Annotated in this window: 10 protein-coding genes; 2 read left to right on the top strand and 8 right to left on the bottom strand. The window is 36.6% G+C overall.

Annotation, left to right across the window (positions count from 1 at the left end):
* Nucleotides 1–26: 26 nt before the first annotated feature.
* From BOQ64_RS12530 to BOQ64_RS12505, 6 genes are all read right to left on the bottom strand, one after another.
* Complete coding sequence (locus BOQ64_RS12530; protein WP_228448355.1) at nucleotides 27–1,439, bottom strand: efflux transporter outer membrane subunit; 1,413 nt, start codon at nucleotides 1,437–1,439, stop codon at nucleotides 27–29.
* Nucleotides 1,440–1,456: 17 nt separating this feature from the next.
* Nucleotides 1,457–4,597, bottom strand: a complete 3,141-nt coding sequence (locus BOQ64_RS12525; RefSeq protein WP_129055710.1) for an efflux RND transporter permease subunit — start codon at nucleotides 4,595–4,597, stop codon at nucleotides 1,457–1,459.
* Between the two features lie 9 nt (nucleotides 4,598–4,606).
* Nucleotides 4,607–5,752 carry an efflux RND transporter periplasmic adaptor subunit gene (locus BOQ64_RS12520; RefSeq protein WP_129055708.1) on the bottom strand — a complete coding sequence of 382 codons (1,146 nt, stop codon included), beginning with the start codon at nucleotides 5,750–5,752 and terminating at the stop codon, nucleotides 4,607–4,609.
* 216 nt (nucleotides 5,753–5,968) lie between these two features.
* Nucleotides 5,969–6,895, bottom strand: coding sequence for a helix-turn-helix domain-containing protein (locus BOQ64_RS12515; protein WP_129059726.1), 927 nt, complete (start codon nucleotides 6,893–6,895; stop codon nucleotides 5,969–5,971).
* An 85-nt stretch (nucleotides 6,896–6,980) separates the two neighbouring features.
* Complete coding sequence (locus tag BOQ64_RS12510) at nucleotides 6,981–7,727, bottom strand: metallophosphoesterase (protein ID WP_129055704.1); 747 nt, start codon at nucleotides 7,725–7,727, stop codon at nucleotides 6,981–6,983.
* 105 nt (nucleotides 7,728–7,832) lie between these two features.
* On the bottom strand, nucleotides 7,833–9,224 hold the full coding sequence (locus BOQ64_RS12505; RefSeq protein ID WP_129055702.1) for an MFS transporter: 1,392 nt from the start codon (nucleotides 9,222–9,224) through the stop codon (nucleotides 7,833–7,835).
* 143 nt (nucleotides 9,225–9,367) lie between these two features.
* Here BOQ64_RS12505 and BOQ64_RS12500 point away from each other — a divergent pair, with 143 nt between their 5' ends.
* Nucleotides 9,368–9,838, top strand: a complete 471-nt coding sequence (locus tag BOQ64_RS12500; RefSeq protein WP_129055700.1) for an Lrp/AsnC family transcriptional regulator — start codon at nucleotides 9,368–9,370, stop codon at nucleotides 9,836–9,838.
* 379 nt (nucleotides 9,839–10,217) lie between these two features.
* Entirely contained in the window at nucleotides 10,218–11,645 is a 1,428-nt protein-coding gene (locus BOQ64_RS12495; protein WP_164975799.1) for a LuxR C-terminal-related transcriptional regulator, read from the top strand.
* A gap of 665 nt (nucleotides 11,646–12,310) precedes the next feature.
* Here BOQ64_RS12495 and BOQ64_RS12490 read toward each other — a convergent pair.
* On the bottom strand, nucleotides 12,311–12,826 hold the full coding sequence (locus BOQ64_RS12490; protein WP_228448354.1) for a hypothetical protein: 516 nt from the start codon (nucleotides 12,824–12,826) through the stop codon (nucleotides 12,311–12,313).
* Nucleotides 12,827–12,845: 19 nt separating this feature from the next.
* Nucleotides 12,846–13,850 (bottom strand): hypothetical protein, encoded by a 1,005-nt coding sequence (locus BOQ64_RS12485; protein ID WP_129055695.1) that lies wholly within the window; start codon nucleotides 13,848–13,850, stop codon nucleotides 12,846–12,848.
* Nucleotides 13,851–14,281: the final 431 nt, after the last annotated feature.

Below are 14,281 nucleotides of genomic sequence, written 5' to 3'. Positions count from 1 at the left end.
ATAGACGAAGCAGGTTTAATTTTACTTTATTGCCATCCGCCACCTACAGAACGGTACAGCGCAGTGATTGCGTTCAATCGTTGAGCTTTCAGAGAAGCCAGTTCCAATTCAGCATTAAGCTTATTGGTTTGTGCCATGATCACTTCCACATACGTTGCAGAATTATATTTGAATAACAGATCCGCCTTTTTCACAGCTTCACCGGATTTCACTACTAATCTTTCAGCAATTTTCTGCTGTTCTTCCAGCTTTTGAATCTGTACCAATGCATCAGAAACCTCTCCTACTGCTTTTAAAACAGATTGTTTAAAGCCTATTTCAGCCTGATCTGCCAATACTTTAGACTGTTCATACTGGGTTTTCAACTGTTTCCCATTCAAAATAGGCTGAGCAATCGCTCCGGCAGCCATTCCGAAAAGAGATCCCGGAACACTGAACCACTTACTGATCTGAAAAGCATTCACCCCACCCTGAGCCGTAATATTCAATGAAGGATACATGCTCATTTTAGCAATATGAATGGCTGCTGCACTTTTCCTTACCTCCAGTTCAGCCGTTTTCACATCCGGTCTGTAGCTTAATAATTCTGATGGAACTCCTGCCGCAATATGATCCGGAGACTGAACAGTATTCAAGCTTGTCTTTCTTTCAATTTTTTCAGGCATAGAACCGGTTAACAGGCTTAGAGCATTTTCCTGTGTAGCCACAGAGCTTTCAATAGCCGGAATGGTTTTCAGGATCTGATCTTTTACAATTTCCTGTTGTTGCACCGCCAAAGCTGTTGTTAATCCCAGCTCCTGTTGTTTTACTAAAAATTTAAGGGTATTATCAGCATACGTTAAATTGGACTTTGTAATTTCCAACTGCGTATCCAGCATCAAAAGATTATAATACCCCTGAACCACAGCAGCTACCACTTGTGTCTTTACCGCCTTTGCTGCTTCCTGGGTTTTAAGATAGTCTGCCAATGCCTGCTCCTTTCTTCCTTTTATCTTCCCCCAGATGTCAGCTTCCCACGAAAAATTTAGTGCTGCTGTATAATCTTCCATATATCTCTTTCCCATAAACTGACCTGCCATCATTCCGTTCATACTATTGTCTGAAGGACGGTTGATATTGGCATTAGCTGTCGCGCTGATCGTAGGAACGTTCCCCCACTTGCTTTGAGTGTAAGCCAGTGAAGCAAATTCTATCTGTTTTAAAGCCACTTGAAGATCATTATTCTGAACCATTGCTTTATCAATCAATCCTACTAAAACCGGATCTTTGAAAAAGTCTTTATAGCTGATCTTCGCGATATTTTCATTCTGCTCTACCACAACACTGTCACTTCTGAAAGTTTCAGGCATCTTCACTTCCGGCTGCTCATATTTCTGAACACCACACGAAACCGCTGTTCCGGAAATAAATGCGATATATGCTATATTTTTAATTTTCATTGTTAAAATCATTTGAATTAATATTCCCAATCCGCATCTGTCACTACTTTCCCGTTAATTTTCTCATGCAGAGCCTGGAACATTACAAAAAGTACAGGCACTACAAAAACCCCTAAGATTGTTCCGAAAAGCATCCCTGAAATTGCCGCATATCCAATAGAATGGTTACCCATTGCAGATGGCCCTACCACAAAAATCAATGGAAGTAATCCCGTAATAAATGCCAGAGAGGTCATTAAAATTGGACGTAAACGGGCTTTTGCTCCTTCTACTGCTGAAGCAATAAGACTTTTCCCTGCTCTACGTCTTTGAATGGCAAATTCCACAATCAGAATACCGTTTTTCGCTAAAAGTCCGATCAACATTACTAAAGCAATCTGAACATAGATATTGTTGGATAATTCCGCAAACGTAATTCCCACAAAAACTCCTGACAATCCTACCGGAATAGCGATCAATACCGCCCATGGAAGAATATAACTTTCATATTGTGCCGATAACAGGAAGAACACAAACACAATACACAATCCGAAAATCATCACTGATTGTGAACTGGAACCTGCTTCTTCACGGCTCATTCCTTTATAATCATAAGTGTATCCCGGAGGAAGCACCTGCTTACTTACTTCTTCTACAGCAGCCATTGCCTGACCTGTACTGTAACCAGGAGCAGCCATCACTGTTAAATTGGATGAGTTGAAAAGATTGAAACGGTCTACTACCTCAGCTCCGGTAGTCTGTTTCAAACTTACCAAAGTAGTAATCGGAACCATTTGCCCCAGATTATTCTTAACAAAAAGCCCATTAAGGGATTCTTTATCCTGTCTTGTTTCGGGAGTAGACTGTACCAAAACTCTGTAGTATTTCCCGAATCTGTTGAAATCCGAAGCCTGAATACTTCCGTAATAGCCCTGCATCACACTCAAAACATCAGAAACATTTACTCCAAGCTGAGCAGATTTCACCTCATCTACCAATACTTCAAACTGCGGATAAGTAACATCAAACGTAGTAAATGCTACAGCAACTTCCGGTCTCTGCATCAAAGCTCCCATCATTCCGTAAGAAATATTTCCAAGGTTCTGAAGTTCTCCATTGGTACGGTCCTGAAGCACAAGCTCCATTCCACTGGTATTTCCAAAACCATCTACTGTTGGCGTATTCAACACAAGGAAATTAGCTCTCTTGTCCTGTGAAAGCGCTCCCTGTACTTGTCCGATAATTGCATTGATATCATTCACAGGTCCTCTTTTGCCACCATTTTTTAATTTAACGAAAATAGAAGCCGCAGAAGAAGACATAGATCCACTGAAAAGGTTCAATCCATCTACTGAAATCACTTTATCTACTGCCGGATTCTTCATTAAAAGATCTTCTGTATCAGAAACAACTTTGGTAGTTCTGTCTTTAGAAGCTCCAGGAGCCAGATTAGCCGTTACGATGATAAAACTCTGATCTTCATCAGGAATAAATCCTTTTGGAGTCGTCATAGACATCCAGGCGAACAATCCTCCGAATGCTACAATGATCGCCAAAGCAATCCATTTTTTCTTCAAAAGAAACAGTACAGCTTTTCCATAACGGAATGTCAGCTTATTAAAACTGGCGTTAAAACCAGCAAAGAAACGGTCTTTAAAGTTCATCTTTTCATGAGCACCTCCGTGATGTTGCTTAAGGAATAATGCACATAAAGCAGGACTCAACGTTAATGCATTGATTGCAGAAATTACAATCGCAATAGCCAATGTTAAAGCGAACTGTTGATAGAATAATCCTGTGGAACCACTCATAAATGCCACTGGAACGAATACCGCAGACATAATTAAAGTAATGGAAACAATTGCTCCTGTAATCTCGCTCATTGCTGACATGGTTGCCGCTCTTGGATTCAGTTTTTTATGCTCCATTTTAGCGTGAACAGCTTCTACTACCACAATCGCATCATCCACCACAATCCCAATGGCGAGCACCAGAGCAAATAGGGTAAGAATGTTAATGGAGAATCCAAATACCTTCATGAAGAAGAATGTTCCCACAATAGATACCGGAACCGCAATCGCCGGAATTAATGTAGATCTGAAATCCTGCAGGAAAATATACACCACAATGAATACAAGGATAAATGCTTCAATTAAAGTATGAATTACCTGATCAATAGACTGATCCAATGCTTCTTTAGTAGCATATGGAATTTCGTAATCCATTCCTGCCGGGAATGACTTCTCCAGTTCTTTCATTCTTTCCTGAAGCGCAATCTGAACTTCATTACCATTTGAACCCGCCATCTGGAAGATCGCCATCGTTACAGAAGCCTTCTTATTAAAATTAGAAGAAACGTTATAGCTATATGCCCCAAATTCAACCTTGGCAACATCTTTTAATTTTAAAACAGAACCATCGCTTAAAGCTTTAATGGTAATATTTTCATACTGTTCAGGCTCTGTAAACTTTCCTTTGTATCGAAGGACATATTCCATCACCTCTTTACTTCTTTCTCCCAGTCTTCCTGGTGCTGCTTCAAGGTTTTGAGTCTGAATCGCACGAGAAACTTCAGATGGAGTAAGATTATAGGAAGCCAGTTTATTCGGATCAAGCCAAACACGCATAGAGTAATCTTTGTTACCATATACCATGGCATCACCTACTCCCTTCACCCTTTTTAATTCCGGAACAATATTGATTTTCGCATAGTTTTCAAGGAAAAGATCGCTCATTGAGCCGTCTTTACTCGTCAATGAAACCATTGCAATCATACTGTTCTGTCTTTTTACAGTGGTAATTCCGGCCTGGATTACCTCGGCAGGAAGCTGGTTGGTTACCTGTGCTACCCTGTTCTGAACGTTAATGGCTGCCTGATCAGGATCAGTACCCAATTTAAAGATTACAGTGATACTCAACGTACCATCATTACTTGCTGTAGAAGTAATGTAGTCCATATTTTCCACTCCATTGATGGCATTTTCCAATGGCGGAGCCACAGATCTTGCAATCGTTTCAGCATTGGCTCCTGGATAAGCAGCGGTTACCATAACAGTAGGCGGCGCAATATCCGGGAATTTTGTAATCGGCAGGCTGACCATACCGACGATCCCGAGAATCACCAGCAATACGGAAATAACCGTTGCCAGTACGGGTCTTTTTATAATTTTCTTTAACATGATTTCTTCTTACGATTTTTTCTGTTGCGCATTTTTCTTTTGTGCCACTACAGGAGTTCCCGGCTGTAATCTGTCGAAACCGGAAACGATATACTGATCACCAGCTTTCAGTCCTTTGGATACAATGAAATTATCACCCGCTTTTCCATTCACTTCTACAGGAAGCATTTCTGCTTTTCCATTCTTGATGGTAAACACAAAAACTTTATCCTGAATGGTTCTGGTAGAGGCAATAGGAAGTAAAACAACATTACTATAGAACTGATCTAATAAAATCTTCCCGGTATTTCCGCTTCTCAAAGTATTATTCGGATTGTTGAATTTTGCTCTTAAAGTGATAGAGCCGGTTGTTTTGTTAAACTGCCCTTCAACTGCATCAATTCTTCCTGTTTCAGCATACTTTTCTCCTCCTGAAAGTAAAAGAGATACTGACGGGGTATTTTTAATCACCTCATCAATACTGCTTCCTACATATTGTTTCTGGAAGTTATTAAAGTCATTTTCACTTAGGCTGAAATAGGTATACACCTGATGAATATCTGACAACAGAGTGATGGGTTCCTGATTGCTCGGAGTCATCAAACTTCCCAAACGATAGTTGAATCTCCCGATAAATCCACTTACCGGAGCTTTAATGGTAGAGAAATTAAGATTAATTTTTGCAGATTCAATGGAAGAAGTTGATTGGCTTACTGCACCTCTTGCTGCATTATAAGCTGCCTCCGCTTCTTTCACCTGAATTTCGGAAACCATTTTATTTCTGAAAAGCTCTTTTTTTCTATCCAGATCAATTTTTGAAGTGGAAAGATTCGCCTGTGCTGTAATGAGTGCTGCCTGTGCACTTTTCAGCTGCTCAGCAAATATCCTGTCTTCAATTTTAAACAGAGGTTGCCCGGCTCTTACATAATCTCCTTCATCCACAAAAATTTTGCTTAGATATCCGGTTACCTGAGGTCTGATTTCTACATTGGAAATTCCCTCAATAGATGCTGCATATTCTCTGGAAACAGAAGCGTCTCCCTGTTTTACTATTTCTACAGGAAGTTCCGGTGCCTGCTGTTGATAAGCCTGATTTTGATTACTTTTCTTACACCCTGCCAAAACGATGAGTGAAAGGAAAAGCAAGGTTGATTTTTGAATAAAAAATCTTTGCATAACAATAGTCCTTTTAAATTTTCCGTACAAAATTCGAACGAAAAAAAATCAATCGGATTATTCAAAAAACCCCTTGTTTTGTCAAAAAGACTCCTAATTTTAAAAAACATGAGAAATATCATTCATAGATAATTTAAATGATATATTTCTAAATTTTAAATCAAAATTATGAATTAATTTTATCAAAAAGACACCTAAACCACAACTCCTTCATTATCAATATAAATCATCTTTTCTGTATTCCAGAGGAGCTCTTCCGGTATGTTTTTTGAAAAATTTACTGAATGATGCCTGATCAGAAAATTTAAGCTGCGCTGCCACCTCGCTTACATTAAGATTGGGATTTTTAAGCAATAACCTTGCTTCTACCGCCAATACATGATGGATAATATCCCGTGGTGATTTAAGCATCGTTTTATTAATAACTTTGGTAAGGTATTTCCGACTGATAAACAGCTTGTCTGCATAAAACTGAACATTATGTTCTTCTTTGAAATGCTCCTGAACCAATATAAAGAAACTGGTGGTAAGCTCGTCTTCCCGATGGGTAACTACATGAGGTTTTTCTATTTTTCTGAAATAATTATCTATCTCATAAATCACCAGTGAGAAGTGATGCCAGATCATTTCATTAAAATAATAATTGTCTTTTTCCTTATTATTCAACTGTTTCAATTCATCAAGATGAAAATTCAATTTTCTGAAAAGTTCAGGTTCGGATCTGATAATATGAGTGGGATCTGATGAAAGGCTTTTAAGTACATTATTGGATTTATAATTAAAACCAGCCTGAGAAATAAAATCAACAGAAAAGAAAATATAGGTAGCTCTATAATCTTCCGCAATATTCTCCACCCAAAAGGTTTCTGACATGGGACAGAAAATGGCATCTCCTTTAAATACCTCATAACTTTTATCATCCAGCCTGAATCCCACACTTCCAGTCTGCACAAGGAAAATACAGAAATAATCTGAACGGTAAGGAATATTGGGTTTTATGATATAATTGGCCTTATCTATATCCATCACCACAAACTCCTTGATTCTAAGATCAAACTCTACCTGTTGTAAGACTTCTTCAAAAGCCAACTGTGAAACAAAATCAGGTTCTTCGGAAGATTTTTTGTGGGATTTTTTTGCCATGGAAAATAGGTTATGAGACACGAAGGTAGTAAAAAAGGGGAAAAGGATGAAGGATAAGAAAATCCAGGAAACTTCCCGTTAACCATTACACTTCAACAATCAATTCCTTTTCATAACCATTATACTTCTCATCAATATACCCGTGAGGATTACAGATAACTTCTGTCTTCTCAATATTGTATCTGCAAGGAGTATGAATATGACCATGAATCCAATATAACGGTTGATATTCAAGAATCATATCCTCCAGGTTGGAAGCATAAGCCGAAGTTAATGGGTCTTCTTTATAATGCTCCGGCACAGATAGAATACTGGGAGCATGATGGGTAACAACTATATTTTTAAATTCTTTTGAAGCTTCAAGGCTCTCCTTTAGCCAGACTTTTGAAAGTTGATGAATTTTGAAAGTATCTATTGTCCTCAGTTTTGAATAAGAGGGATCACGGGTAATCTTTTTGTAATCATTCATTTTAGGCTGACAGATCATTCCATATTGTACAGGATTTCCAAAGATTGAAAAATCAGTCCATAAAGTAGTTCCGTGAAAACGAATATCTTCAATATCTACAAAGGAATTTTCGAGCACAAAAACATTGGAACCCTCAGCTGCATCTTTTATTTTATTGAGTGTCTTTGGATATGAACCTTTATAATATTCATGATTCCCCAATACATAAACAACCGGTTTATCAGAAATGATCTCTTTAATCCACTCAATTCCTTTAGTTCCCAAATTAATATCACCTGCCAAAACTATAACATCTGCATGATCAAAACATAATTCAGTTCTTCCAAATTCCTGGTGAAGATCACTAATGATTTGTATTCTCATGATACAAAAGTAAGGAAGAAGAATGAAATCCAAAAAACATAAAAAAGGAACCAATGCCTAAACACCGATTCCCTGCTCATATAGTTTGTGTAATTTTAAGGCCGCTTATGATGAAACAGCTACTTTTGCCTGTTTCACTTTTAAGCTCTTCAATATAAAATAGAATAACATTCCAAGGGCTAAAAGAGCATAGCTAATCAAAACGATCAGATTCAGGCTTCCGACTGCAAATTCTGATGGAAACACCTGACTCATTAAAGTCATGAATGACAGCCCAATCCCAGCTCCCAGGAAGTAACTTGTAGAACTCAAACTTGATGCCAATCCGTAATTAGAAGGTTCAACATCCTGAATTCCCATTACAGAAAGTGCTGTAAAGCAGAAAGTCATTCCTATTCCCGAGATACAAGCAGCACCTAGCAGAACCATTGCTAACGGATGATCTGTGTAGACTGAAATCAATAACAACAGACCTCCTGCCAACATAAAAGACCACCCCAGCACACCCATTTGAGAAGAGCTTAATCTTTTTGAAATGTGAGGTAAAATAAATTTAGCCGTTAAAGCCGATAACACACTGAATGGCACAAGCATCAACCCGGCAGAAGCAGCACTATACCCCATATCTTTCTGAAGCATTAATGAAATCAGGAATAAAAACCCGATAAAAAATGCTCCCAAAGTAAAGAAAGCCGCATTGGAAACTACCAAAGACCCGTGTCTGAATAATTTCAAATCAAATAAAGGCTCTGCAACGGTTTTCAGCCTAAAAAAGACCATTACTAAAAGTAAAATTGCAACTACTAATGAACCTATTACAAGAAATGGCTGTTCTTTAATGTGAACCAATTCATGGGTTCCGTACGTAAGACTTAAAAGCCCAAGTACCATTAATATCCCTGAAATAACATCTGTTTTTTGTGCTTTTTCATTCTTTTCATCCGTGGGTAAATAGTAGTAGGATAAAATCAGAGTAATGAAAAGAATAGGAACATTAATAAGGAAAACCCAATGCCAGCTCAGGTATGTACTGATAATTCCACCTACGGAAAGTCCACTTCCTGAACCTATGGCTGCAAAGGAGCTGAAAACTCCAATCGCACGGTTTCTTTCCTGTTCTTCCCTAAAGGTATTGGTTACAATAGATAAAGCCGCTGGCATTACAAATGCCGCCCCTAATCCCTGTAACGCACGGAATATGGCTAACATATTGAAACTTTCGGAAAGACCTGCACCTAATGAAGTCAGCATAAAAATAATGGCTCCCAATAAGAATATTTTCTTTCTCCCAATTTGGTCGGAAAGCTTTCCACCAATAATCAGGAAACCACCAAAAAACAATACATAAAGCGTCTGCAGCCATTGAACTGTTCCTGCTCCGATATGAAACTGTTCCTGAATAGAAGGAATGGTTAAATTAATAATGGCAATATCCAAAGCCTCTACAAAAGTTCCTACCGATGCTAAAATTAATATTAAATTCTTCCTTGTACTCATATATTCAAATTTCCTGCAAAATTAAAATTAACAGAACGTAAGTAAAAATTTTACATTAAATTTGGAACAATAAAACTACATACAACCAATTAAAAGAACAAATTCACTAAAACAACATAATTAACCCCATAAAAACAGAACAAATGCCAACAGAAAATTACACCCCCGATGAAAAGGACCTTTCCATCCTGAGACTTCTTCAGAAAGATGCGAAGATGAGTGTCCGTGATATTTCAGCAAGAATTAATCTCAGCCCCACTCCTACCCATGAACGTATTAAACGTATGGAGAAACAGGGAATTATTAAGGAGTACACCGCTGTAGTAGACCGCAAAAAGGTAAATAAGGGGATGATGGTTATTTGTATGATTGCTCTTAATGTTCACAATAAGAAAACAGCAGGAAAGTTCATTGAAGAAGTAGGTAAGTTGAAAGAAGTGGTTGAGTTTTACAACATCAGTGGTGATTTTGATTTCATGCTCAAGATTCTGGCTCCCAATATGGATGAGTTTCATGAGTTTTTCATCAATAAATTATCAGAAATTGAGGGAATTGGCCAGACCAAAAGTATTTTCGTGATGAGTAGTATTAAAGAGAGTGCTCAAATTCTATAAACCTAATTAACAAACTGAAAATCGAATAATTAAATATTCTTATTTTAATTTCTCATTCTCCTTAAAACCAAGTAGGTATTGGACCAATATTTATTTTTCACTAATTTAGTACTTCCATCTGCTTTTAAAAGGAGCGGATCTTATTAAACAACAAAAAAGATGATGAGTAATAAATTTATTAATTCAGACAACAATGATAAGTTGTCCGGTACTGCATTGCCAGTGAGTATCTATCAAAATAAAGGAATCCAATACAGTTTTATATCCTTATTAAGGCTGAAAACAGCAGATTTCTGAAAAGAAGGGCATGTCTTTTTTCAGACAACAGCATCAAGATTATTTTCATCATTATGTAAATGATTACAAAATCATAGAACTCATGAACCGTATCAGTGATATCTATTTAATACATCACAGACTATTTATATATCTATTTATTGCAATCTCCCTGGGGAGTTGTGGTAAAAAAATCAATATCCCTGAAATTGACAATGCTCTGCTTAAAAAGAATGAAAGACTAAGACTCGAAGGAAAAAACACAGAACTGATCTCTCTGAATAATGAACTCATCAGACAGTCAAAAGGTGGCGGATATTCAAAAGGAGAAGCTTTAGGATACATCAATCTTGCCAATACTTATGGTATGATGGGAAAATATAAAACCAGTCATGAGTATCTGAAATTGGCAGAAAAAATCTCATTTAGACTTAATGATAACTTTCTTTATGCTAAACTCTATCATGAGTACGGCCAGCTTAACTATGTTACCGGACTGGCAAATACTGCTTTAAGCTACAATGCAAAAGCCCTTCACTACGGTAAAAAGCTGAATGAAAAAGGCTGGCTATTGGGTAATATGTATGAACAGAGAGCTGATTTTATTTCTTCCACCTATAAGGATTCCGCATTAATTTACCGTCATAGAGGCTTCAGCCTGGATCCTTCAGCTATCAACGCTTCCTTAATTGGGAATTATCATTTACAACAAACCAAAAACCTTGACTCTGCGGCTTTTTACAACAACAAAGCACTATCCCTCCTTAAAAAGACTGAATATGGAACCGTAAGACAGGGAGTCATTTACTCTTTTTATGCTGATCTTCTTTCCGAGAAAAAAGAATATAAAAAAGCATTAGAATTTTACCATAAATCAGCTGACATCTTAGTTAAAACAAAAAGAATCAACAAATTACCAGAGCTCTACCAACAGATTGCTTTTATCTACCAGAACCTCAATGATAAGAAAATGGAAGAAAGCTATACTTCCAAGGCTGAGGAGCTGGATCAGAAGCTTAAAGAATCCGGAAATGAAGCCATTGATATTTCCTTAAGCGAGATCATTGAACAAAAAAACAAAGGCAATATCAACCTCATTTTTATTTTCATTGGTGCATTTGTTCTTATCATCGGAATTATTTTATTTTTAATGATCAGAAACAGACAACAGAACAAAGAGAATAAAAATTCAGAAAAATCAAATACTGTAAATTATCCCACAAAGGAAAGAATCTCTAAAGAAGATTTCACAGAGCTGCTGGACCTTGCCAAAAGCAATGATCTTAAATTCATTAAAAGATTTGAGGAAATCAACCCCAGCCTATTTCAGAATATTTTAAAAATAAATCCACAGCTGACAAAATCAGAACTGTCTTTATGCGCTATGATCTGGCTTGGTTTTTCATCAAAAGATATTGCCGATTTTACTTTTATACAGCACAGATCTGTACAGACCAAAAAAGGCAGACTCAGAAAAAAACTTGCTATTTCTTCGGAGACAGATCTTTACAGTTTTTTTACTTCCCTCTAGCGTTATAATTTTTACATTGCAAGGGTTAATTGTATTAAAAAATCATTGACATTAAAGATAAAAAGAGGTCCTTCATTAAAGAATTTTCGGTTTTCATTTCGCAAAACCTTATTTTCTCATTTTTATAAAATAAAGATTAAAAGCCTAATAATCAATAAATTAAATCACGCGTAGTACCTGTAGTGTAGCTGTGTCGTATGCTGTTTTTTGGAAATAATTATCATTATTGAATATGTTTGTGATCTGAAAAACACAAACTCTTTACAATACAAAAAAAACTTAAATATAAAACCCGCCCTTCTATAACTACTTTAATTTTCATCATACAAAAAGCATTAAAAGTACAAACAAGAGAGGTGAATTTATTTTACAAACCAAACAAATAATATTAACTAAAAACACAAATAAACAAGAGGCCTATTTAACACAACATTCTATGATGAAACAATAATCTCAGCCTTATGATAATATATCCTACATAGTCAACTGAGAATATTACAATCTATATTATTTGTTTAACTGAGAGATTACACTTAAAAAGTTGTAATCTCTCTTTTTATAAAAAATAAATATAAAAAACAGCGGTATACATCCATATACCGCTGCTTCAATACACATTATAAACTTATATATACCGGTTTACCGGAAATTGTTTTATATCAGGTTTATTTCCAATAATTCCAGACTGATCCGTCAAACACAGCCAATGTTTTACTGGTTGTATCATAACACATCATTCCCGGGTACGGATTTTTTACATTAATATGAGGTGTTGCAATCTGAGGAAGAATCATTGCCTTATCCGAAGATTCCAAGACCAATACTCCATCTGCAGTACTGGATGCAGCTCCGATAACCACTCCTTTCCCCAGCTCCGCAGAATTATTTACAACCACAGCACTTGAATTACCTGCATCAGATAAAGGCTTCCATACATCATTCTCATAAACCTTTACTTTATTATCTGTTACATCAAAAACAAATGTTCCGTTCACCAGAGATCCCGTTGGAAGGCCTGAAGTAGCAGGAAGAATTAATCCTTTTGTATTTCCTGATACGTTATTGAAATCCAGAACTGTACTATTACCGTCTACCACTTCTTTCCCAATTGCTACCTGAGCAACTGAAAGGTTAAAAATAACAAGGGCAGCTGCTATACTTATATTTTTTATGTTTTTCATCCTTTTACTAATTTTTTGATTAATCATTACAGCTTCTCTCTACACACTTCCATTCAGTACCATTGTAAAGCTTTACACATTTATCCTGCATATCATATAACAACATCCCTTCTTTTGGATTGGCAATAGCATCTCCGGGCTGTGGAGTCTGGCTTACGTGTTGAACTCTTGTAATTACAAAACCTTTGTCTTTTGCTTCCATTGCAACGAAACCGTTTGGAACATTTTCCGGCCATGCATTGCTTTTTTGCTGAACGGTAATTCCGAATTTAGTAAATCCATCAGGAGTTCCTGTAGCGCCTGGTTTTGTACAGAATGAATCTATATTATCAATAATTGTTGGTGCATTACCACAGCTATTTGGATCGTTGGATAATCCATTTGGCCAAAGGGATGGACATGTAGCAGATGTTGCATTTGGGCCACAAAAACTGGCTCCGCCAGCACCAAGATCCGTAACAGATCCCATAGCAATAGCTACAATCTGGCTATCATTACTGATAACTGCACCATCACCAACACCATTTGCCTGTGCTTTTGCAATACAATAAGCTTTTCCAGTAGGAACTCCAATATATTTAACAGATGGATAAGTTTTTGACTGTTGGGTAAATGTTCCGCATATTTCCACCACACTACTCGTTCCCATTTCTATCATAGAAGTTGTTCCAGGATAAAATCCTCCAAAAGATGGATCTCCCTGAGTAACAGATCCTGTAAGGGATAGGAAGGACTTCGTCCCTAATTTAATTTTTGAATTTTGCTGAGAACCATACGTTCCAATCTGAATAGAACCATTAGACTTAACACTTGCCCCATCTCCAATTTCAAGATCTCCCATTACCTGAATTCCAGAAACCTGGAACTGTCCAGATTTTACAATAAGTGTTGCTCCGTTCGGAATCGTAATACCGCTCACTGTGGTATAGTTACCATCTATACAATAAGTAGTTCCGCTTACCATAGGCTGCCCTGTGTAGGGTGTACAGGTCTGTGCATTTGCAACCCCATAAAAGGCTATCATTAATAAAAAAATCAATTTTTTATTAAAATCGAAAAAATTTAAGTTATTCATATATCTTTATGCTAAATTAACGGATTATTCACATTTTAATAACAAAAACGTGTTTTTTTGACATCATTGAATCCCTACTCAACAATTAATATACCAAACTTCATTATTATTTTAACTAACAATACAATACCATGCCGAAATTCATTTTTTATCAAAAATATTTTTTTACAGTGTTTAATTTTGCAACAAAAACAACTTATTGATAGGCAATATTTTAAATAAATCAAAACTACATATATTTAAGAAATCATTTTATGTTATTTAAAAATTCAATTTTATTATACATTATGTATAGGTTCTATGTCCCAGAAATATACCTCTCCAAAAAACATAAATCAATAAATATCAATCTCATACTTCTAAAATTACTTTTTTAGGTC

The sequence above is a fragment of the Chryseobacterium sp. CH25 genome, assembly GCF_004119455.1.
In the GTDB taxonomy this organism is placed as follows: domain Bacteria; phylum Bacteroidota; class Bacteroidia; order Flavobacteriales; family Weeksellaceae; genus Chryseobacterium.
The sequence above is the reverse complement of the archived record's forward strand: the minus strand, read 5'-3'. Positions and strand labels throughout refer to the sequence as shown.